The 20,175-nt window shown below is 66.4% G+C and carries 21 protein-coding genes and 1 pseudogene; 12 read left to right on the top strand and 10 right to left on the bottom strand.

Features of this window, described 5'->3' with window-relative positions; genetic code table 11:
- Positions 1-22 precede the first annotated feature (22 nt).
- The 3 genes from ACT9TC_RS13400 to ACT9TC_RS13390 are packed head-to-tail and all read left to right on the top strand — an operon-like array spanning position 23 to position 3,608.
- Positions 23-979: an ABC transporter permease subunit gene (locus ACT9TC_RS13400; protein WP_458040957.1), complete on the top strand. Its 957-nt coding sequence runs from the start codon at positions 23-25 to the stop codon at positions 977-979.
- A gap of 57 nt (positions 980-1,036) precedes the next feature.
- Positions 1,037-2,560, top strand: coding sequence for a sugar ABC transporter ATP-binding protein (locus ACT9TC_RS13395; RefSeq protein WP_458040956.1), 1,524 nt, complete (start codon positions 1,037-1,039; stop codon positions 2,558-2,560).
- Entirely contained in the window at positions 2,553-3,608 is a 1,056-nt protein-coding gene (locus tag ACT9TC_RS13390) for a LacI family DNA-binding transcriptional regulator (protein WP_458040955.1), read from the top strand. The genes ACT9TC_RS13395 and ACT9TC_RS13390 overlap by 8 nt, the downstream gene beginning before the upstream one ends.
- Before the next feature lie 273 nt (positions 3,609-3,881).
- Here the strand turns inward: ACT9TC_RS13390 and ACT9TC_RS13385 are convergent, their stop codons facing one another.
- The 4 genes from ACT9TC_RS13385 to ACT9TC_RS13370 form a co-directional block, all read right to left on the bottom strand.
- Positions 3,882-5,153: a DUF222 domain-containing protein gene (locus tag ACT9TC_RS13385; protein ID WP_458040954.1), complete on the bottom strand. Its 1,272-nt coding sequence runs from the start codon at positions 5,151-5,153 to the stop codon at positions 3,882-3,884.
- 118 nt (positions 5,154-5,271) lie between these two features.
- On the bottom strand, positions 5,272-5,745 hold the full coding sequence (locus tag ACT9TC_RS13380; RefSeq protein ID WP_458040953.1) for a hypothetical protein: 474 nt from the start codon (positions 5,743-5,745) through the stop codon (positions 5,272-5,274).
- Positions 5,746-5,783: 38 nt separating this feature from the next.
- The gene (locus ACT9TC_RS13375) at positions 5,784-7,097 is read right to left on the bottom strand and encodes a serine/threonine-protein kinase (protein ID WP_458040952.1); all 1,314 of its coding nucleotides are present in this window, start codon (positions 7,095-7,097) and stop codon (positions 5,784-5,786) included.
- 8 nt (positions 7,098-7,105) lie between these two features.
- Positions 7,106-7,384: a GlsB/YeaQ/YmgE family stress response membrane protein gene (locus ACT9TC_RS13370; protein WP_458040951.1), complete on the bottom strand. Its 279-nt coding sequence runs from the start codon at positions 7,382-7,384 to the stop codon at positions 7,106-7,108.
- A 156-nt stretch (positions 7,385-7,540) separates the two neighbouring features.
- On the opposite strand from ACT9TC_RS13370, the gene ACT9TC_RS13365 reads away from it, so the two are divergent.
- The 3 genes and pseudogenes from ACT9TC_RS13365 to ACT9TC_RS13355 all read left to right on the top strand — a co-directional run.
- Positions 7,541-7,852: a hypothetical protein gene (locus ACT9TC_RS13365; protein WP_458040950.1), complete on the top strand. Its 312-nt coding sequence runs from the start codon at positions 7,541-7,543 to the stop codon at positions 7,850-7,852.
- Positions 7,853-7,916: 64 nt separating this feature from the next.
- Positions 7,917-9,338, top strand: coding sequence for a DUF2254 domain-containing protein (locus tag ACT9TC_RS13360; RefSeq protein WP_458040949.1), 1,422 nt, complete (start codon positions 7,917-7,919; stop codon positions 9,336-9,338).
- A gap of 57 nt (positions 9,339-9,395) precedes the next feature.
- Positions 9,396-9,788, top strand: a pseudogene (locus ACT9TC_RS13355) (lysophospholipid acyltransferase family protein); the annotation flags it as partial.
- A 63-nt stretch (positions 9,789-9,851) separates the two neighbouring features.
- Here the strand turns inward: ACT9TC_RS13355 and ACT9TC_RS13350 are convergent.
- The 3 genes from ACT9TC_RS13350 to ACT9TC_RS13340 are packed head-to-tail and all read right to left on the bottom strand — an operon-like array spanning position 9,852 to position 12,647.
- Complete coding sequence (locus tag ACT9TC_RS13350) at positions 9,852-10,658, bottom strand: AAA family ATPase (RefSeq protein WP_138173519.1); 807 nt, start codon at positions 10,656-10,658, stop codon at positions 9,852-9,854.
- On the bottom strand, positions 10,658-12,043 hold the full coding sequence (locus ACT9TC_RS13345) for a Mu transposase C-terminal domain-containing protein (protein WP_128217844.1): 1,386 nt from the start codon (positions 12,041-12,043) through the stop codon (positions 10,658-10,660). Before ACT9TC_RS13345 ends, ACT9TC_RS13350 begins: the two co-directional genes overlap by 1 nt.
- A 7-nt stretch (positions 12,044-12,050) precedes the next feature.
- Positions 12,051-12,647: a recombinase family protein gene (locus ACT9TC_RS13340; RefSeq protein WP_458040948.1), complete on the bottom strand. Its 597-nt coding sequence runs from the start codon at positions 12,645-12,647 to the stop codon at positions 12,051-12,053.
- 262 nt (positions 12,648-12,909) lie between these two features.
- Between ACT9TC_RS13340 and ACT9TC_RS13335 the strand changes: the two genes are divergently transcribed.
- Positions 12,910-13,590: a response regulator transcription factor gene (locus tag ACT9TC_RS13335; protein ID WP_292903264.1), complete on the top strand. Its 681-nt coding sequence runs from the start codon at positions 12,910-12,912 to the stop codon at positions 13,588-13,590.
- Positions 13,587-14,555, top strand: a complete 969-nt coding sequence (locus ACT9TC_RS13330; RefSeq protein ID WP_128217842.1) for a sensor histidine kinase — start codon at positions 13,587-13,589, stop codon at positions 14,553-14,555. The genes ACT9TC_RS13335 and ACT9TC_RS13330 overlap by 4 nt, the downstream gene beginning before the upstream one ends.
- On the opposite strand, the gene ACT9TC_RS13325 is transcribed toward ACT9TC_RS13330, so the two are convergent.
- From ACT9TC_RS13325 to ACT9TC_RS13315, 3 genes are read right to left on the bottom strand one after another with little or no spacing between them, the layout of a single operon-like run.
- A complete protein-coding gene (locus tag ACT9TC_RS13325) occupies positions 14,556-15,350 on the bottom strand; it encodes an FAD:protein FMN transferase (protein ID WP_128217841.1) in 795 nt (264 codons plus the stop codon). It lies immediately after the preceding gene.
- A complete protein-coding gene (locus ACT9TC_RS13320; RefSeq protein ID WP_128217840.1) occupies positions 15,350-15,856 on the bottom strand; it encodes an FMN-binding protein in 507 nt (168 codons plus the stop codon). Before ACT9TC_RS13320 ends, ACT9TC_RS13325 begins: the two co-directional genes overlap by 1 nt.
- A 13-nt stretch (positions 15,857-15,869) precedes the next feature.
- On the bottom strand, positions 15,870-17,279 hold the full coding sequence (locus ACT9TC_RS13315) for a ferredoxin reductase family protein (protein ID WP_359921008.1): 1,410 nt from the start codon (positions 17,277-17,279) through the stop codon (positions 15,870-15,872).
- Positions 17,280-17,800: 521 nt separating this feature from the next.
- On the opposite strand from ACT9TC_RS13315, the gene ACT9TC_RS13310 reads away from it, so the two are divergent.
- The 4 genes from ACT9TC_RS13310 to ACT9TC_RS13295 all read left to right on the top strand — a co-directional run bounded on the left by ACT9TC_RS13310 (position 17,801) and on the right by ACT9TC_RS13295 (position 20,137).
- Positions 17,801-18,322, top strand: a complete 522-nt coding sequence (locus tag ACT9TC_RS13310) for a DUF2231 domain-containing protein (protein ID WP_128217839.1) — start codon at positions 17,801-17,803, stop codon at positions 18,320-18,322.
- Positions 18,322-19,053, top strand: coding sequence for a VIT1/CCC1 transporter family protein (locus tag ACT9TC_RS13305; protein WP_128217838.1), 732 nt, complete (start codon positions 18,322-18,324; stop codon positions 19,051-19,053). The genes ACT9TC_RS13310 and ACT9TC_RS13305 overlap by 1 nt, the downstream gene beginning before the upstream one ends.
- 100 nt (positions 19,054-19,153) lie before the next feature.
- Positions 19,154-19,630 carry a cupin domain-containing protein gene (locus tag ACT9TC_RS13300; protein WP_128217837.1) on the top strand — a complete coding sequence of 159 codons (477 nt, stop codon included), beginning with the start codon at positions 19,154-19,156 and terminating at the stop codon, positions 19,628-19,630.
- 126 nt (positions 19,631-19,756) lie between these two features.
- A complete protein-coding gene (locus tag ACT9TC_RS13295) occupies positions 19,757-20,137 on the top strand; it encodes a lysophospholipid acyltransferase family protein (RefSeq protein ID WP_458040947.1) in 381 nt (126 codons plus the stop codon).
- Positions 20,138-20,175: the final 38 nt, after the last annotated feature.

Genomic DNA, 20,175 nt, shown 5'->3' with positions numbered 1-20,175 from the left:
CGTGGCGCGCTACAACACCTTCATGAGCCGGCGGTCATCGCTCATGCCGACCCTCGCCGCGGTGGCGATTCTCGTCATCCTGCTCGTGGCGGCACAGGTCAGATTCGATCGTTTCCTGACGCCGGGCAACCTGTCGGCGCTCCTGCTCGATAACGCCTATCTCGTGGTGCTGGCGGTCGGCATGACGTTCGTCATCCTGACGGGCGGCATCGACCTGTCGGTGGGGTCGGTCATGGCCTTTACCGGCATCCTGAGCGCGAGCCTGCTGTCGCAGCAACTGCCCGCCATCATCGTGATCCCGGTGATGCTGCTCGGCGGCGCCGCGATCGGGCTGATGATCGGCGTGCTCGTGCAGTACTTCAACGTGCAGCCGTTCATCGCGTCGCTCGCGGGACTCTTCCTCGCCCGCGGCCTCGCGTTCGTCGTGAGCCTGTCGTCGATCCGTGTCGAAGACCCGGCGGTGCTGTGGCTGCAGCGCACCCGCTTCGCGTTCGGCGGGTGGTACATCACCCCAACCGGGCTGATCGCCCTCGCGACCGTCGGGATCGCGTTCTACGTGCTGCACTGGACCCGTTTCGGCCGCACCGTGTATGCGATCGGTGGCAGCGAGCAATCCGCGCGTCTCATGGGTTTGAAGGTCGCCCGCACCAAGATCCTCGTCTACGTCATCAGCGGCGTCTGCGGCGGCGTCGCCGGTCTGCTGCTCACCGCGTACTCGGGCGCCGGGTATCCGCGCAACGGCATCGGAACCGAGCTGGACGCGATCGCCGCGGTGGTCATCGGCGGCACGCTGCTCGCCGGCGGGACCGGCTACGTACTGGGTTCACTCGTCGGCGTGCTCGTCTACGGCACGATCAAGAAGCTCATCTCGTTCATGGGCGCCGAGCAATCGTGGACGCAGATCATCATCGGGTTCCTGCTTTTGGTGTTCATCGTGGTGCAACGGGTGATCGTCACGCGCTCACAGAGGCGAACGTAGGCGGCGCGCCCGATGTCGGTCGGAGGCCTGCGCTCCCGCGACCGCGATAATGGCCAGATGCAACCGGCCACGCCGATCCTCGAGCTGACCGGCGCCACGGTCCGGTTCGGCGCGGACGCGGTGATCGACGGCGTGGGGCTCCGGCTCTTCCCGGGCGAGGTGCACTCGCTGATGGGCGAGAACGGTGCGGGCAAGTCGACGGTCATCAAGGCCATCACCGGCGTCTACCAACTCGATGCCGGGCGGCTGGAGCTGGACGGCGCTCCGGTGAAGTTCGGGTCCCCACATGATGCGCAGCGCGCGGGCATCAGCACCGTCTATCAAGAGATCGATCTGCTGCCGAATGTCTCGGTCGCCGAGAACATCGCGCTCGGGCGTGAGCCCCGCAAGCTCGGCGGGATCGACTGGAAGACGATGCGGCGCGAAGCCCACGACATCCTCTCCGATCTCGGAGTCGACATCGATCCTGCGTCTCTCCTCGGCACCCACTCCGTGGCGGTGCAGCAGCTCGTCGCGATCGCCCGCGCCATTTCGACCGACGTGAAGGTGCTCGTGCTCGACGAGCCGACATCGAGCCTGGATCTCGACGAGGTCGCCGAGCTCTTCCGTGTCATCCGCGAGTTGACCCAGCGTGGTGTGGCCGTTCTGTTCGTCTCGCACTTCCTCGATCAGGTCTACGAGCTGTGCGACCGGCTGACCGTGCTGCGCGACGGCAAATTCGTCGGCGAGTACCTGACCGAGGAATTGTTGCGGATCGACCTGGTCGAGGCGATGCTCGGACGCAGCGCCGCGGCCCTCACGACGCGCCGGGCCGTGCCCGAGCTCTCGCCCGAGGATGAGCCGGAACCCACAGTGTCGGCACGTGGCGTGTCGGTGGGTCGACGCGTGCACGAGGCCGACCTCGATCTGTTTGCGGGTGAGGTGCTCGGCGTCGCGGGGCTGCTCGGCTCGGGGCGGAGTGAGCTGGCTCGCGCGATCAGCGGCGTCGATCGACCGGACGGTGGCATCGTCCGCATCGCGGGAAAGGATGTCTCGGGTGGCGGCCCGCGCGCCGCGATGGCGCTCGGGGTTTTCTATTCGTCGGAGGATCGTCGTCGGGAAGGAATCATCGGCGATCTCAGCGTGCTCGAGAACATCACACTGGCCCTGCAGGCGGATCGAGGCATCCTGCGCCGCATCCCGACGGCACGGCGGCGCGAGCTCGCGGCGAGTTGGGTCGAGGCCCTCGACATCCGTCCGCCCGATCTCGATCGCCCCGCGGGCACCCTGTCGGGCGGCAACCAACAGAAAGTGCTGCTGGCGCGGCTGCTGGCACTGTCGCCGCAGGTGTTGCTGCTCGACGAGCCGACGCGTGGGATCGACGTCGGCGCGAAGGTCGAGATCCAGAACCTCGTCGTTGAGATGGCCGCGAACGGCTTGTCGGTGATGTTCATCTCGGCCGAACTCGAAGAGGTCGTGCGCGTCGCACACCGTGTCGCCGTGCTGCGCGACGGGGTTGTGGTCGATGTGCTTCCCGGCGAGAACCTGACGATGGATGCGCTGCTCGCTCTCGTCGCCCAACCGGGCGGTGACGATGTCTGAGAGGGGCGTGCCGACCGGGTCGGAGAATGGTACGGCTCCGGAGAACGGCGCCGCAAAGACCGCGAATATCTTCGATGTCGCCCGTCTCGCGGGGGTGTCGCACCAGACCGTGTCGCGTGTCATCAACGATCTGCCGAACGTCCGGCCCGCCACCCGCGCGCGGGTGCAGCAGGCGATCGCGCAGTTGCGATACAGCCCATCTCCCGCGGCGCGGGCGCTCGTGACGCGGCGCACCCGGACCATCGGCCTCGTCGCGCCCGGCATCACCGACTATGGCCCCGCCTCGATCGCGATGCATTTCACGTTTGCCGCGCGCAACGCCCGATACAGCGTCGAGACGGTGAGCGCGGTCGAAGAGGACCCCGCCGTCGCTCGATCCGCAGTCGAAGGGCTGTTGCGGCAGCGCGTGGATGCGATCGTGCTGATCGTCGTCGACGTCGGAGTGCTCGAGATGGTGCGCGGGCTCGAGCTGGGCGTGCCGATCGTGGCGGCGGCGGCGAGCCCTCGGCGCAGTCCGCTCATCGTGTCGATCGACCAGTACCGCGGTGCCCGGTCGGCGGTGCGGCACCTGGCAGAGCTGGGCCACAGCACGATCTTGCACGTGTCGGGTCCGTTGCGCGCGCCGGATGCCCTGGAGCGGATTCGCGGATGGCGCGACGAACTCGGTGCTCGGCGACTCGAGGTCATCGACCATGCGATCGGCGATTGGACGGCCGCGGGCGGCTACGACATTGGAACGCGCCTCGATCTCGAGCCGGGTTCGGCGATCTTCGCGGGCAACGATCAGATGGCGATCGGCCTGATGTCGGCGATGCGCGAGCGGGGCATCCGGATTCCGGAGGACGTGAGCATCATCGGATTCGACGATGTTCCCGAGGCCGGGTACCTGTATCCCCCGCTGACGACGGTGCGTCAGGACTTCGCAAGCCTGGGCGAGCTGATGATGCAGAAGGTGCTCATCGCCGTTGAGGAACCCGGGAGCGTCACCGAAGACACTCCGCTGCCGACGCGGCTCGTGCTGCGCCAGTCGACGCGCCCGGCCGAGTAGGGCGCGGTCCACGGTCGCGCGCTCCCTGAGCCCGTCGAAGGGAGCGCCGGAACCGCGCACGGCGGGAGGGCCGGGCGCAGCGGGTCACTTCGACAGGCTCAGTGACCGGAGGGGCAGCGCTCCCTGAGCATGTCGAAGGGCGCACAGGAGCGACCCGTGGCGGGAGGGCAAGGCACAGCGGGTCACTTCGACAGGCTCAGTGACCGGGATCTCAGTGACCGGGATCTCAGTGACCGGCGTCTCAGTGGCCGGGGACTCAGGGACCGGGGTGCCTCAGAACGGCGGTGGGTCTGAAGAGGGCGTGAAGATGACCAGCGCGGGCGGTGGTTTGTCGATGTAAACGTGGCCACCGGGTGAGGTCCATTCCAGGATTCCGCCGCCGAGTTGTCGGACGGTCCACGCGGTTTCGCCTTTGAGGGTGTGGTGGCGTTTGCAGAGACAGGCGAGGTTGCAGACGTCGGTTTCTCCACCGAGGGCGTAGTCGAGGGTGTGGTCCCGATCGCACCGGTGGGCGGGTTGTCGGCATCCGGGGAACCGGCAGTGCTGATCCCTCGCCCGCAGGAACCGTTTCATATCCGCCGACGGGGTATATCGGTCCACCGCGAGAACACATCCCGTGATCGGGTCGGCGAGGACCCGATCCCACCCGGCCGCGTGCCCTGCGAGCTGGCGGGCCGTAGCCGGGTCGATCGGGCACCGCCCGACCAGGTCGGCGGGCTCATCCGTGACGCCCGCCAACGCGAGGGCGGGGATGGTGACGTTCACGATCGCTTGGATCGACCCGAGTCCACCGAACCCGTCCGACATTCCCGCACCGGTCTGCGCGTCGGGTGTGGTGGTGAGGAGCATGTCAGCGACGAGGTCGGCGCGGATCTGATCCAGGGTCCGCACATCCGTGGGGTCGGCGTTCTTGATCGCCTGGGCCTGCTGCGTGATCCGGTCGTGCATCGCGTGCGCGAGGACGGCGGGTTGGATGGTGCTGAACTCCGCCATCCCATCCCCGATGTCCCGAACACACGCACCTCGCGACGCGCGCGCCTCTTGGTGCCGTTCCGCGAGCGGGCGCGGCTGCAGGGACTCCGCAAGCCGCGCGAGCGACGCCCCGAGGCGTCCCGGCGTTGTCCCTTCAGCCCGGACCAGCGCTTCACGTTCGAACACGGCCCGCGCGTCAGGATCCGTGAGTGGTAGGCCGTGTTCCATGATCACCGCGACATGCCCGCCGCTGACCCGTCCTTCATCCCACGCGTCGAACGTGGCTGGGAACGACTCCTCCAGCACCGCGGCATCGTTCATGCGGCGTTGCACCGTCCGGTCGGACATGTTCGTCGCGGCCCCCAGTTCCGCCGCCAATGAACGAAAAGGCAGTTCCGCCTCACGCGACGAGGGCGAGGCGAGTTCCGCGACCCGGTGCATCCCCTCCGCGGCTGCCTCCGCGAAAATGCGGGCCAGTGCGGCCTGTCCTTGCTCGGCCACACGCATCGCCTCAGCGCACCGGTCTGCGAAGTCCCGAGCCTTGGCGTCAACCCCACGAACCATCGAATGCATGTTCGAAACTCTACGGATGACCACCGACATCCACGCCCCGAAAAGCAGCCAAAAACGGCCGGAATTAGGCCAGCGAAGATGAGAAATCTCCCATCTTCACGCCGTGACGCCGCGGGAGCTAGCCGTTGCCCCGGCCTCCGCCGTTTCGGTTCCCATTCCCGCTGTTCCCGTCCGTGCCGTTGCCGTCCCTGCCGTTGCCGTTGTTGCCGTCGTTCCCATTGCCCCGGTTGCCCTCGTCACCGTCGCCATCATCCGAATCAGGAACGTCCGGCGCCTCCGGCGCCACCGGAGCCGGCGCCTCGACGGGCTCCTCGGCGGGCGCGCTCGGCGTTGCAGATTCTGCCGCTTGCACGAGGTCGGCGCGCACCGCATCGATCGCCGCCTGGATCGTCGCGGCCCGCTCGTCGGTCACGTCACCCTGGCCCCGCGCGGCGTCAAGCGCCGCCTGAAGTGCATCGAGTTCGGCCGTCGCCGCGGCATAGGCGCCCGTCGCGGCGGTCTCCGCCACCGATACCACGAGCGACTGGAGCTGTGCGGCGGACTCCGCGGTCAGGTCGCTGTCCGACTGCGCGCACCCGCTGAACACGAGCATGCAAGCGAGCGCCGGGGCGAGCAATCCCGCCCGGCGCCTCATGGTGTCACCCCGTCGAGAAGATCCTGCAGATGCGTGTCGAGGGGCTCGCCCACCTGCGGCAGATCCGGCTGCGCTGGCTCGGACGGCAGGTTCGCGGTCCAGAGCACGGCGGCGAGCACGCCCGCAACCAGCAACGCCACGAGCGCGAGCAGCCCCAGACGCACACGGCGCGAACGTGCGGGCGAGCTGTTCCGTCCCGCGTTCCCACGGGTGTCGACGGGTGCGGGCTCGTGCGGTGGTGCCGAGACATCTGTCAGCGCTTCGGTCGGGAGCATCGCGGTCGGTGCGGGCGGCACCAAGCCCATCGACGAGGCAGGCGCGACGGATGCCTCGGCCGCGTCACCCCCGCCGCCCTCGTCGACGGCAAGGGCGGTCACGGCCGGATCACTCGGCGCGGTATCGAGCGAGCGCGCCCGCGTTGCCACCTCGAGCGCGGTGGGGCGCTGTTCGGGGTCGCGTGCAGTCATGCCGGTCAGCAACGCACACCAAGCAGGACCGAGGGAGACGGGAATCTCGGGCTGCATCGAGAGCCGCGCGGCGATGGCCTCCACCGGGGTCTGCTGCGCGAACGCGCGGCGGCCGGTCAGCGCCTCGATCAGAACCAGGCCCAGCGAATAGATGTCCGACGCCGTCGTCGGCGCGGCGCCCCGCACCTGCTCGGGCGCGAGGTACGCGGCCGTGCCGATGGCGGTCCCGGGCGCGGTGAGGCGGGTCGTATCGACGAGGTAGGCGATGCCGAAATCGGCGAGGGTCGGGCGGAGGGTGCTTTTCGGAGTCAACGACGGGCGCAGCAGAATATTCGACGGTTTGACGTCTCGATGGATGATCCCGGCACCGTGCACGACGTGCAGAGCCTCACCCAGTTCGCGCGCGAGAGAGGCGGCATCCTCGTCGCTGATCGCCCCGCCGAGAAGGCGCGAGTCGAGCGTTCCTCCATCGATGTACTCCATCACGAGGAACGCGTCGCCGCGCTCCGGGAGATGCGCCTCGAAGAGGGTGACCAGCGCGTGATGGCTCAGCGATGCAAGCAGCCGCGTTTCGGATACCTGCCGCGCCTCGTCTCCGCGGCCCGCCGTGCCCGGAGTGAACAACTTGATCGCGACCGTGCGACCGAGCGCTTGATCGGTGGCACGGAAGACGGACGCCATCCCGCCTGCGCCCACGAACTCGTCGATTCGATACCTCTCCGCGAGCACGTCACCGACCTGCAGGGTGTTCCCCCGCAGGCCGGCGTGTGCCCGTGGAGCATCCGCCCCACCGCGACGGCCATCACTGGCCAGTCCCGGGTCGGATGCGATATCCCCCGTCATACGCGCGCTCAGCTGCGGCGCGACCGACGACCGGAGAAGGCGCCCCACAGCAGCAGAACGATGATCGAGCCGATGAGCGCACCGATGATGCCGGCGGGCTGGAAGAAGCCGTCCTGGGCGTCGGCACCGAACAGCAAGAACCCGAGGAATCCGCCGACGAACGAGCCGATGATGCCGAGGAGGATGGTCATACCGATGCCCATGCTCTGCTTGCCGGGCACGATCAGGCGCGCGAGCGCACCCGCGATCAGTCCGATGACGATGATGCTGATAATGAGTCCGAGCATGTGTGTATTGCCTTTCGAGCAGTAATTGAGCAGCTCAGATCATGCAGCACCAAGGCCCGGTGCGAAAGGGGGTTGCTTTTTCGTCCGCGGCTTGTCGTTTTTGCCGATCCTCGTCGCGCGAGCCGGGGTGTCCCTGGTTCGTCGTAGCGTTCTCGGGTGCCAGCCGTCGTCCCCCTCGCTGACCCGTGTGCGCTCTGCGGGGGCGCGGAGGGCGAGCGCCAGGACGGATGGCTGAGCTGTGCGCTCTGCAGTTGGCGCGTCGGCGACGTCATCGACTCCGACCTGGAACGGCCTCGGGTCGAGGTCGTCTACTACCTGCGATACGCCGACCGCATCAAGATCGGCACCTCCACTCGCCCCCGGCAGCGGCTCTCACGTACCCGGACCCCTGGCGGTCCTACGCCCGCTGGGTGGCCGAAGCACTCCGGCGAATCACCTGAGTTGATCGTCGTCGTGCGAAGGTTGTGAGGACCGTCGTTGCGAGGATGCGACGTCGGGCGACAGCGAACAACGCGACCGATGGGATGTGCGGATGCCTCAAGCACCACGGAGAGACACCGGCCCCAGCGCGTGGCGCGGGTGGTGGGCAACCCTGTCGGAAGCGATCGATTCGCGACTCTGGCCCGTCCCCGTCGGGACGGTCGTCGCCGCGGTGATCGTCGGCATCGTGCTCCCCCGCTTGGACCTCATCGTCGACCCGCAACTGCCGACCGCGGTTGACTCCGTCGTGTTCAATGGGGGCGCCGAGACCGCCCGCACCGTGCTGTCATCCATCGCCGGTTCGCTGATCACCGCGACGTCGCTCACCTTCTCGCTCACGGTCGTCGCGCTCCAGCTGGCGAGCAGCCAAGCATCGCCGCGCGTCCTTCGGCTGTTCGCGCGCGATCGTCAGGTGCACTGGACCCTCGCCGCATTCCTCGGAACCTTCGCCTACTCCCTCACGGTCTTGAGGACGGTGCGATCGGAAGACGACGACATCGCCGAGTTCGTACCACGCCTTTCCGTGACGCTCGGATTCGTATCGACGCTCGCGAGCGTCATCATGCTCGTCTTCTTCCTGGCGCATCTCGCGGCGCAACTGCGGGTCGAAACCATGCTGAAAGAGATTCATGCCGAGACGGATGCCACGATCGATCTGATCGATGGGCGCAACGCCACGACCCCGAGCTACGACGGCGAGATCGCCCTCCCACCGGCGCACGACACGGCGGTCGCGGATGCGAGCGGATTCATCACGCGTCACGACCACGATCTGCTCGTCCGGTACGCCGCCGAGCACCGAATCGTGATCCAGGAGCTCCGCCGTGTCGGCGAGAACGTCGTGACGGGAACACCACTGGCACGGTGGTGGCCGTCCAGGGACGATCGGACCGAACGAGAAGAGGGCGACCGAGAAAAGGGCGGTCGAGAAGATCCCGATCGAGAAGACATCGAGCGGACCATCCGGAAAGCATTCCCCATCGGATACGAACGAACCTCGGCGCAAGACGTCGACTTCGGTGTGCAGCAGACCCTCGATATCGCCCTCCGCGCGCTATCGCCTGGCGTGAACGATCCGACCACCGCGGTGCACGCGATCGGTCACCTCAGCGCGATCACCGCGCGTCTCGTCGCCATGTCGCGACTGCCGGCCGGGCTCGCGGGACCCGACGGCCAGCTCTGCCTCGTCACGATACCCCGACGCCCGGCGGACGATGTGGATGCCTCACTGACCCCTCTTCGTCACTACGGTGCCGAGCATCCCGCCGTCGTGAAGCGCTTCGTGCAGGCCGTGTCCGAGCTTTCGCTCGTGTGCGCCAGCCCTGAGGTCGATGCCGCGCTCGTCGCCCAGCTCGAAGCCCTGGACGCGCAGATTCGCGGGAACACCACCGACCCGGCGAGCAACTCGGCGATGCTCACGCTCATCGCCGAACAACGGGCACGCCTGAACGCACAAACGGCATCGACCATGTGACCGATATATCCCGCGGCAACCACCGCTTCAGACAGAAACCGGTGGCAGGGTTGATCCATGACGACGCAGCAGAGCGGCCGAGCGGGCCGCGAACCCGTGTACTCCCTCGCTGTCGGGTTGGGACGCGTGCTCTTCGGCGGCATCCTGCGACTCAAACCGGTGGTCAGCGGAATCGACCGGATCCCGGCATCCGGATCCGGTGTTCTCGCGATCACGCACTTCGGATACGCCGATTTCGCGCTCGTCGAGTGGGTCACGTGGCTGCACAATCGGCGGCACGTGCGCTTTCTCGCGATGAAGGGCGCTTTCGACAAACCCGTGGTCGGCTGGCTGCTGCGAGCGATGCGCCACATCTCGGTCGACAAGGCCGCGGGGAGCGCCGCGTACGAACTCGCCGTGGATGCCCTGCGCCGGGGCGAGTTGCTGGGGGTCTTTCCCGAGGCCGGGGTCAGTGCGTCCTTCACTGTGGAGTTCAGGTCTTGGTGGCGGCGGATTTTGATTGCTCGGTGTCGTCTAGTCGCCGATGACGAGGATGCTTGCGGCGGCTTCGACGACGTCGTCGGTGATGGCTTCGAGTTGATTGATCTTGAGTATCCGGGCGATCTGGGGGAAGAGGCGCTCGAGAAGCCGGAAGTTGCCACGCGTGATTCGTTCGATGGCGGCGATGGCCTGGGCGTCGGTGAAGTCTTCAGGGTCGAGGGTGCGTCCGATTCGTTTCCAGTGTCTGTCGAGGACGAAGAGCAGTTCGTCGCGTCCCAGCGCTCGATAGTGGTGGGAGAACCCGAGCCGGCTGTACAGCTGCGGGTAGTGCCTGAAGCGTTGGTCGATGCCGGGCATGCCGACCAGGATGATGGCGAGGTGGGTGCGGTCGTGCTGGTCCCGGAGCAGTTCAAGGGCCATCGGGGTGAGCCGTTCGGCTTCGTCGATGATGAGCAGCTCGACGAAGGAATTCTTGTGTGAGCGCTGGCCGGTGACGTTACCGATCGTGCGTTGGTGTTCCTCCACGCAGATGTCCACCTTGATCTGCCAATGACCGATCTCGCGGACGAGTTCCTTTGGTCGAGGCAGAACTTCTGGCGTGTAGAAGACAGTGCGGGACCGGTTGGCCAGAGCGTAAAACGCATCGTCCGCATCGCTGCGCGGTCCCCACTCATCGATGTACGGCTCGAGAGTGTCCCAGTTGGCGTATCTACGGGCGGATTGGGTCTTTCCCACGCCAGCGTCGCCGTGGCAGATGCCGATGGTTCGCTCTTTCCGGACGGCATTCGCGAACTCGATGAAGCGTCGGTGCTCCTTGGTCACGATGAATGCCTGGCCCATCACTCGTCCTCTTCATAGGTGCGCAGCCTGTTCCGCCGCGCCGGCTGAGGTGCGCGGCGGAGTTCAGGTCGGGCGGCGGTAGTCGGGATGCGCTCGTTGATGATCTTGCGCAGTTCGCGTCGGCGTGCTCGTCGGGCGGTTTCGACGTCGCGGAGACTCAGTCTGAGGTTCGGGTGGGCTTCGTCGATGGCGACGCAGATGAAGGTGTCGTGGTCGTAGACGCGGATCTCGGAGATGTCGCGCGGGTCGTACCGGATCGTGATCGGGTGTCCCACGAACGGGGCGAGGGTGGGAGCGAGGTAGCGCTGGCCTTGGAAGTGGATCCCGTCTCTTTGCACGATCCGGTTCTTCGGCACAGTAAGGAGGAGTGTGTCGAGGTACTCGAGACTGTCGGGCATCCGCGGAAGCCAGCCGTCGGCGACCCATGCGTCCCTCGGCGAAACTCCAAGCTCGGAGTGCGGTCGGTCGTTGTAGACGGTGATGAACGCCCCAATCGCTTGATCCAACGCGGGTAGATCCATCGACGGTGTAGGGGTGCGGCTGCCTGGTCCGAGGTGGCCGGGGAGTGTGGCGAGGAGTTCGGTGTTGATCGTGCCGAAGAATCGTTCGATCTTGCCTCGACCCTGAGGGCGGCCAACGATCGAGTGAATGATGCGGATGTGCAACGCGATCGCGGTGCGCTCAAGATGGTGGCTGGTGAAGTCAGAGCCGTGGTCGACGTGCAGGATGTCGGGGAGACCGCACATGGCCCATGCCGGGTCGGTCTTTCGCCAGATCGCTTGACGGAGCGCGAGTGCCGTGTTCAGCGCCGAGGGTGCCCCGGTGAAGACGGTGTATCCGCAGATCGCACGAGAGTAGTCGTCCATTACCGTCGTCAGCCATGGTCGATCCGGCTTCCCGTCGGAGCCGACGATGAGGATGTCTAGCTCGGTGTGATCGGACTGCCAGGTTTGGTTCGGCCGGTCAGCACGACGGCGAAGGACAAGTTCGTGCCGGTCGCGGTACGACGCCGGCCCCTCCAGCGCCAGCGTCACAAGCGCAGGATCAAGCCCGCGCACGACTTCTCGCACCGTCGCGTAACTGGGGACCGGCCTACCTTCCCGGGTCGCTTCCGCAACGGTCAGCCGATGAAGCGTCGCGAGGCTCGGCCGTGGTCTGGTCAGCGCGAGCCGTTCGATGAACGCGACGGTCTCGGGAGCTGTGCGCCGGGTTCCTGCGTCGATGCGGGGCTGCAGGTCCAGTCCGGAGATCCCGCCGTCCAGGTAGCGGCGGTGCCAGCGTTGCAGTGTGCGGGCGCTGATTCCGGTGTCGCGGGCGAGGGCCGCGAGTGGAACCTGGTCTTCGACATGAAGTCGAAGCACCCGCCACCGCTCCTCGGCGTCCACGCCTCACCTACATCGCGGCGCTTCCGCGCGCAGCGTCCGCTTGCTGGTGACGGTAGAGAGTGGCGCGGCTCCACCCGACCAGGCGGGCAGCGTCCTCAGCGGTGCGTCCCTTCGCCCGCGCCTCCCTTGCCAGCTGAAGTTTGTCCGCAATCACCGCGGGGTCGGACACGGGGCGGCCGAACCGTGTCCCGTTTTGTCGGGCGGCCGCTATCCCGGCGGTGACTCGCTCGACGATCAGTTCGCGCTCGTACTCCGCGAGGGTGGCCAGCATGTTCAACATCAACCGCCCGGTCGATGTCGCAGGGTCGATCCCGTCCGAGATGGATCGGACGTGCACGCCCCGCCCGCGCAACAGGTTCACCGTGTTCAGCACGTCGATCAGAGAACGGCCGAGACGGTCAACCCGCCAGACGACCACCGTGTCGCCCTCGGCAGCATGCTCGAGAAGCTTCTTCATCCCGGGGCGTTCGATCGCCGCCCGACTTCCCGACGTGACGTCCGCGAACACGTCGCGCTTTTGCACGCCGGCTAAGACGAGCGCGTCGAGCTGCAGCTGCGCATCCTGACTGGACGTGCTCACTCGCGTGTATCCCAAACGCCTCATACCGCCAGTGTGCCTCAATAAACCCAGCAACGCAGCGGGGTAAGACAGATCACGGCAAGACAACTTTCCGAGACGACTCGCGCCGCGGAATCACGCTGACGCCGACCGGGGCGAAAGGTGGGGGCCGATGTCTTGAAAAGCTGTACTTAACTGAGACCCTCGTGCGTGATGCGGGTACGCGGGTGGGAGCCTTCGGCCGCCGCACAAGTCGCGATACATGCCCTGGCGCCTAAGCTGGAGAATCACTTCGGGGAGGGGGCGCATGGACCGCACTCCGGGCACCGAGAGGGGTTCACTTCTCTACGTCGAGGACGACGCAGAGATCGCCGCTCTTACCGTGGAGATGCTGTCCGACGCGTATACCGTCGATCTCGCGACGGACGGGGAGTCGGGTGTTCGAAAGGCGCTCGGCCGTCCATACGACGTGATGGTGGTGGATCGTCGACTGCCGGGGATGGACGGCGTGGAATTCATCCGGTCAGTCCGTGCTGCCCGGATCACAACTCCGATTCTCATGCTGACCGCGCTCGGAACAATCGACGATCGAGTATCCGGGTTGGATGGCGGCGCCAATGACTACTTGGTGAAGCCGTTCGACTATGGCGAGTTGCTCGCGCGGCTACGTGCCCTGCGCCGCGCATTCCGCGCAGACGGCGAACGGCGTGGCATCGGGGACTGGGTTTTCACCCCGGAGTCGCAGGCGCTCTACGACCCGTCCGGCTTCCGGATCTCGCTCACGGCGACTGAATCTGCTCTGCTCGCACTCCTCACCAGCAGTCCCGACCACGTGTTCAGTCGTGAAGAGATCGTCCGCGCGGTCTTTCCTGATGGCGAGACAACGAGCTCAGTCGACACCTACGTGCACTACGTGCGGCGTAAGTCCACTCCCGACATGATCGAGACCGTTCGTTCCCGCGGATACCGGGCCGGGAGTCCGTCATGAGCAACGACTTCCTCTATGTTCGCCGCGCGTCCCGCGCCGTGGGCCTGTACGTAGGAGTCGCGTCGGCACTCATCATCGCCGCAGGTGTGGGCCTCCTCGTTCTGGTGATCCTGCTCACCTCTCGCCGGGAGGGGGCAGAACACGGCCCGGGGGTAGGCGGTGATCATTCTGGCGACGACTTCGTCGTCGACATCGATAAGGTATTGCCGGCTGTGATCCTCCTCGGGGTCGTCGGTGTGCTGCTCTTAGCGGTCGTCGCGTGGCTCGCAGCGCGGCGATCTGTGCAACCTCTCAGTGATGCCCTCCGCCTTCAGCAAGATTTCGTTGCAGACGCCAGCCATGAGCTGCGCACCCCACTCACCACCCTGACCAGCCGAATACAGGTCCTGCAGCGTCGACATGCGCGAGGTGAGCCGATCGAGGACAACCTCGCGGCTTTGCGTCGGGATGCGACCATGATGAACGACGTGCTCAACGACCTCTTGATATCGGCAGAGCAGAACACACCCGCCGCAGCAGGTCCGGCGCTCGTGTCTGTCGCCGCGGAGGCTGCCGCCGCATCCCTGCAGGCGCTTGCCGATCAGGCATCCGTGACCCTGATCGTCGATGCCGACCAGGATGTGGCGGTGCGGGTGCCGCCGGTCACGCTGATGAGGGCGATAGTCGCTCTCGTCGACAACGCCGTCCAACACTCCCCCGAGGATGGAATCGTTCGCATCACCGTCAGAAGCGCGGAGTCGTTCGCGCTCATCCGGGTCGCCGACGAAGGTGGCGGCATTTCCGGGATCGCAGTCGACCGGGTGTTCGACCGTTTCGCCCGCTCGGCGGACAGCGGCCGCAGGCGTGGGTTCGGGCTCGGCCTTTCCCTCGTGCGCGACATCGCCGTCAGGGCGGGCGGGTCCATCGAGGTGGAAGCAACTTCCGATAGAGGGACGACCTTCTTGGTGCGATTGCCTGCGGCCTGATCACACGGCAACCGTGTCAACGCACGTTCTCCCGAGCCAACGTGAGGTTCGCCCGTCCGCCGCGATGATGAGGCCTGTGCGAGTCTCTGCGCGGGAAATCCACGACCGGTCCGCGTAGCCGGCGACCACCGCCGCCGTCGCCCAGAGATCCGCCTGGGCGAGACCATCGGCTACAACGGTTGCGCTTGCTACCGTGACTGCGGGATTGCCTGTTCGCGGGTCGACGATGTGCCGACCGCGTTCCGCGACTCCTGAGGTGGCGACAGCCCCGTTCTCAATAGTGATGGTCGCCGCTACCTCACCCGGGTGGCACGGGTCCGCGATCGCGACATTCCAGCGCCAGTCGGTGTCGGGGGCGGTGAACAATTGCATGTCGCCGCCCGCGTTGATGCCAACAGCGATGTCCTGCGGGACCAACGACGCGAGATGTGTGCGCGCAACTATTTCCACCGCCCACCCTTTGACTAGGCCGGTCGGGTCGAACCAGCCCTGCCAGTCGGCCGAGAACAACCCATTCGTCTCGCGCTCGGCCTCACAGCACAGCTCGGCGACTCGCGAAACCCTGGGGTCCGCGTCCTTGATGGTCAGCTCGCCCCTGCGGATCCGATTGATATCGGAGTCGTCCCGATAGGTGGAGAAGACACGGTCGATGTCGCGGAGCTCGCTGAAGCACGCGTCCACGGCACGCCGGGTGCCGGTGGCCGGTTGCGGGCCGCGGGAGCGGACGTGGACGCTGATCGGTATCCCCATGATCTCTTCGACCCACACGTGGCGGGGAGGGATGATGGCGCGCATCAGCTCTGCGCCTGGTCGAGCGCGCTTTGCAGAGAGGTCACGTAGCCGCGACTGGTGTACGTCGCACCTGACACCATGTCGATCTGCGCGCTCTGCGCTCGCACCGTTTCGCTGACAAGCTGCGGGATCGCGTTCTGATTTATCTGACGGTCACGACCGTTGCCGTCCGGGTAGTCCACCACCTGCACATCACTAATCTGACCCCCCGCGACGGTGACCTGCACCTGCACGGGCCCGTATCGCGTGCCCGTTGAATCGCCCGTGTACGTGCCATCAGCGAGCGACGACGCGGCCGTCGGAGACGGGCTCGGGGGTGAGGAAGCACTGCCGTTGAGATTGGCATCGCCCCCGGTAGTTCCACCGCTGGCGGTGGTCCCGGTAGTCGTGGATCCGCTGACGGCGGGTTCAGTCGCGGTCGGTGGGATGGCGTCCAGAGATGTCCGGTAGCTGAAGAGCAGCACCAGCCCGGTGAGCGTGGTGAGGAGCGCGTAGATGATCTTCTTCATGGGGTCCTCCGTGTCAGATCGTGAACGCTTCGGAGTGGATGCGTTCGGGCGCGAGCCCGGCGTGCCGGAGGTCGCGTTCAAGGTCGGCCATCCAGGGAATGGGCCCGCAGAGGTACGCGTCGTACGACGTGATGTCGGGGGCCAGGTGCCGGATGAGGTCCGGTCCCTGCCATGCAGAGTGGGTTGCGGGCATCCAGGGTGAGCTGCCTGTGGAGCGCGGCCCGGGCAACGGGACGTGTCGAAGCCCGCGGTGAGCGACCAGGTCTCTGATAACGGACTGCCGGAGACCGTCGGCCGGATCCGAGTCCCGAGTGATGAGAGTCGCGTCGCCGGGCTGGAACGTTTCCGCCTCCAGGAGAGAGACGAGTGGGGCGACACCGGCTCCCGCACCGAACAACAGCAGCTTCGATCCGGTCCGCAACGCACCGGTCATATGACCGTAGGGTCCTTCGATGAGGACACGCGTTCCGGGGTGCAGTGTGGCCAGTCGGTGGGTGCCATCCCCCGCGAACCGCGCCGAAATCGACAGCCGGTCCCCGGTCGGCGCGCTGGAGAGTGAGAACGGGTGACCGCGTGTCCACCCGGGGCCGTCGAGGAAGCGCCAGATGAAGAACTGCCCGGCACGCGCACCCAGCCGGTTCATCGCCCGGCCGGACATGCGTACGGTCACTCCGCGTGCACCGTCAAGGTCGACACCGCTGACACGGATCCCGTGCCGCCACGATCGAAACAGCGGTACGCCGACCCGATACACCAGGACAGATGCTGCAGCTGCCGCCCACAGCGCCCACCAGTACGCGGTCGCCACCGGCGTGGAGAGAAAGTCTGCCCCCGTCCACAGCTGGTGCGGAAGTGCCAGGCCGACACCGAGGTACGCGTACAGGTGGAGCAGGTGCCAGGACTCGTAGCGGAGGCGGCGGCGGGCGCGTCGAATCGAGGTCACCACCACCATGAGGATCGCCAGCGTGCCTGCCGTTGCCAGCAACATCCCCGGGTAGTTCCACACGAAGTCCCACAACTGGGCGAGGGGATTCACATTCGCGGCAACCGAGTACCCGGCCACAAGCAGCACGATGTGTGCGGCGAGGAGCCAGAACGACCAAAAGCCGACGAACCGGTGCATCCGCGTGATCGCCTCACGTCCGAAACCGCGCTCAAAAATGGGGACCCGCGCCATCAGTAGCACCTGGTACAGCAGCAGGTTTGCAGAAACCAGGCCGGCCAGCCGGCCCAGCGTCGTCAATGTCTCTCCGCTAACGGCGAAGACACTCGTTACACCACCGCCCGCGACCCACAACGCCACGACGAACAGACTCGTCAACCAGATGACAGTGGTCGCGCCCATCCGCCACAGCACGGGCCGTGTTGCGTGCGACGCGACGCGAGGCGTCGAGCGGGTGGGTCTAGTGGCAAGGCTGGTCATATCTGAATCGTCCGACCCGGCCGCTGAGACAGCTCTAAGAATGGTCCGCCCACAGCAACTTCATAGGACTCGCCTTTGATTTCCGAGGAAGCGCCAGTGCCTCGAGCGGGCCCAGCCCACCCGTGCATGACCGGTGCTGCACCAGAAAGCGGTGCGACAACGATCGCCATGACTGTGCGCCTGGTTCGCGCGGGACCTTCGCCCCTAGCGGCGGCCACATCCGCAGGGTGAACTGAGGTCAACAGCGTCTGCGGCGATTCTGTCAGCCGTGACCTAACACGCAAGACCCGTCGTTCGTGCGGCGAACAAGCGCCATCGCCGGCAACCACCGTTCGGGGAAACCTCAACTACCCAAACCGAAAGTCTTGGCCATCTGCGGGGAAAGGAGGTCTCCGGACGTTGGTAGATCCGGCCGCCATTCCCACCAAAGCGCAGGCTACCCTCCGTGGTGGCTCGAGGGTTCGCGGGTTAGCGTTACCCGCGAGGACAGCGAACCGTCGCCCACCCTCCCTAGGAGCAAAATGTTTGACACGTTCTTCGGCCTCCCGCTGCATCCCCTCGTCGTACACGCCACGGAAGTCATCGTCCCGCTGGCAGCCGTGCTCGTCATTCTCACCGCTGCGTGGCCGCGTTTTCGCCGATGGGCCGGCTATCTCACGCTGGGTATCTGCCTCCTCGCACTTGCCCTCGTGCCGCTATCCACCCAATCCGGTGAAAAGTTGGAAGCGCGCGTCGGGGAGAACGCGCTGATCGAAACTCACGCCGAACTGGCCGACGGTCTCTTGCCCTGGGTCGGTGGTCTCGTGCTCATCGCCGCGGCACTCCTCTGGTGGAACATCCGTGAAAAGCGTGCCCAGGCCGCCGCGGTTCGTGCGCCAGATTCCGCAGTCGCGCCGCGACCGGAGGTGAAGGGAAGAATGCGATGGATCCCCGCGACCCTCCTGGTGCTCGCCCTTGTGGTATCCGGCGGCACGACAGTGCAAGCCATCCTGATCGGCCACAGCGGCGCGACAGCCGTGTGGTCAGGGGACATGGAAAACTGATGACACACGCACCGACAGAGTCCGCAGTCCCGCGCGATGAGCCGCACTCGGGAAGCCTGGCCGGCCGGCTGAACTGGCTGCGCGCCGGGGTGCTCGGCGCGAACGACGGAATCGTTTCCGTTGCCGCCATCGTGGTCGGTGTTGCCGGCGCAGGTTCCTCCACCGCCGCGATAGTCGCCGCCGGGTCTGCCGCTCTCGTCGGCGGTGCGATCTCGATGGCGCTAGGCGAGTACGTCTCCGTGAGTAGCCAAAGCGACAGCCAACGTGCCCTGATCGAGAAGGAAAGGACCGAACTGCGGGACGATCCCGAAGGCGAACTCGCCGAACTCTCTGCGCTCTACGAGGCCCGAGGGCTGTCGCCACACACCGCGCAGCAAGTCGCCCTCGAGCTCACGGCCAAGGACGCCCTCAAAGCGCACCTGTCGATGGAACTCAACATCGATGAGGCTGACGTCGTCAGCCCCTGGCACGCAGCGGGCGCTTCGGCCCTAGCCTTCCTCATCGGAGGAATACTTCCTCTACTCGCCATCCTGCTGACCCCCGACACCATCCGCGTGCCGGTGACCTTCGTCGTCGTACTCATCGCCCTCGCCGGGACCGGTGCGATCGGTGCCCTCCTCGGCGGCAGCCGCCCACTGACGGCAACCCTCAGGGTCGTCGCCGGCGGGGCCTTGGCCCTGATCGCCACCTTCGCCGTCGGCACCCTCCTCGGCACAACCGGCCTCATCTAAGCCGCATCGCGGAAGCCCCACATATCGCCACCACCGGGATGTACTGCCTTCAATCAGTCACCATCGCTCCACCTCGGCACTCGACAAAGGAAGAACAACCATGGATACAACAGACATCGGCCCGCGCCCGCACGCCTTCGACATCGAGGCGGCGACCCAAGCGAACGAGAACTACCGCACTGTCGCCTGGACCGGGAAATATCTGCAAGTCACGCTGATGACCATCCCGGTTGGCGAGTCCGTCGGCCTGGAATGCCACCCGGATACGGACCAGTTCCTGCGCGTGGACGCCGGTCAAGGCCAAGCCGTCATGGGCAGCGCCAAGGACCAACTCGACTTCGAACAGGCCGTCTCAGATGGGTGGGCAATTCAAGTACCTGCCGGAACGTGGCACGACGTCCGCAATACGGGCAATCAACCGCTACGCCTGTACACCGTATACGCACCGGTGCACCACGCCGCCGGAACCGTCCAGGTAACGAGCACCGACGCGGAAAACGATGAGTCCATCGGTACTGACCACGCGCCGAGCTGGACCGTACAACCCGAAGCAAGCCAGCCCGATCGTCACGCGTAGGACCCAGCATTGCCATACGAAGTCGGCAGAGCCTCAGTGCTGATTCCGAACAGCCCACCGGCCCGGGAGCGACACGTTGCCCACGCAAACTGCCGACACGGATCGACCAAATTCACATCCTTCACTGTGCGAGAACTCAAGACGGGGTCGGCGCGCATGGCCGCTGAGGCGGGCGCGCCGATCATCCCCGTCGTCGTGTGGGGCGGGCAACTCCTACGCACCAAGAACCACCGCCCGCGCCTGCGCGAGGCGTTCAAGGCGCCCCTCCGCATCGCGGTCGGCGAACCGCTCGCGGTGACGACAAGCGATGACCCGGTGCGCGCGACGGAAGAACTGCGCGGACGGATGCAGGCACTGCTCGATGAAGCGCAGGCGTCCTATCCCCTCTCGGGTTCGGGTCAGTGGTGGCAGCCGAAGCACCTGGGCGGCAGTGCTCCGACGCCCGAAGAGGCAGCCGTGGCCGAGGCCGAGCGTCAGCAGCGGAAAGCCGCGGCGCGCAACCGCTAGGCCGCGGCGCGATACCGCTCGAGCGGGCGTGGTCCGGG

This window comes from Microbacterium sp. HM-570 (assembly GCF_054165885.1).
The sequence above is the reverse complement of the archived record's forward strand: the minus strand, read 5'-3'. Positions and strand labels throughout refer to the sequence as shown.

Coding starts and splice junctions, on each gene's coding strand:
- ACT9TC_RS13400 (WP_458040957.1), top strand. CDS start 23: ATGAGCCGGCGGTCATCGCTCATGCCGACCCTCGCCGCGGTGGCGATT.
- ACT9TC_RS13395 (WP_458040956.1), top strand. CDS start 1,037: ATGCAACCGGCCACGCCGATCCTCGAGCTGACCGGCGCCACGGTCCGG.
- ACT9TC_RS13390 (WP_458040955.1), top strand. CDS start 2,553: ATGTCTGAGAGGGGCGTGCCGACCGGGTCGGAGAATGGTACGGCTCCG.
- ACT9TC_RS13385 (WP_458040954.1), bottom strand. CDS start 5,153: ATGCATTCGATGGTTCGTGGGGTTGACGCCAAGGCTCGGGACTTCGCA.
- ACT9TC_RS13380 (WP_458040953.1), bottom strand. CDS start 5,745: ATGCTCGTGTTCAGCGGGTGCGCGCAGTCGGACAGCGACCTGACCGCG.
- ACT9TC_RS13375 (WP_458040952.1), bottom strand. CDS start 7,097: ATGACGGGGGATATCGCATCCGACCCGGGACTGGCCAGTGATGGCCGT.
- ACT9TC_RS13370 (WP_458040951.1), bottom strand. CDS start 7,384: ATGCTCGGACTCATTATCAGCATCATCGTCATCGGACTGATCGCGGGT.
- ACT9TC_RS13360 (WP_458040949.1), top strand. CDS start 7,917: ATGCCTCAAGCACCACGGAGAGACACCGGCCCCAGCGCGTGGCGCGGG.
- ACT9TC_RS13350 (WP_138173519.1), bottom strand. CDS start 10,658: ATGGGCCAGGCATTCATCGTGACCAAGGAGCACCGACGCTTCATCGAG.
- ACT9TC_RS13340 (WP_458040948.1), bottom strand. CDS start 12,647: ATGAGGCGTTTGGGATACACGCGAGTGAGCACGTCCAGTCAGGATGCG.
- ACT9TC_RS13335 (WP_292903264.1), top strand. CDS start 12,910: ATGGACCGCACTCCGGGCACCGAGAGGGGTTCACTTCTCTACGTCGAG.
- ACT9TC_RS13330 (WP_128217842.1), top strand. CDS start 13,587: ATGAGCAACGACTTCCTCTATGTTCGCCGCGCGTCCCGCGCCGTGGGC.
- ACT9TC_RS13325 (WP_128217841.1), bottom strand. CDS start 15,350: ATGCGCGCCATCATCCCTCCCCGCCACGTGTGGGTCGAAGAGATCATG.
- ACT9TC_RS13320 (WP_128217840.1), bottom strand. CDS start 15,856: ATGAAGAAGATCATCTACGCGCTCCTCACCACGCTCACCGGGCTGGTG.
- ACT9TC_RS13315 (WP_359921008.1), bottom strand. CDS start 17,279: ATGACCAGCCTTGCCACTAGACCCACCCGCTCGACGCCTCGCGTCGCG.
- ACT9TC_RS13310 (WP_128217839.1), top strand. CDS start 17,801: ATGTTTGACACGTTCTTCGGCCTCCCGCTGCATCCCCTCGTCGTACAC.
- ACT9TC_RS13305 (WP_128217838.1), top strand. CDS start 18,322: ATGACACACGCACCGACAGAGTCCGCAGTCCCGCGCGATGAGCCGCAC.
- ACT9TC_RS13300 (WP_128217837.1), top strand. CDS start 19,154: ATGGATACAACAGACATCGGCCCGCGCCCGCACGCCTTCGACATCGAG.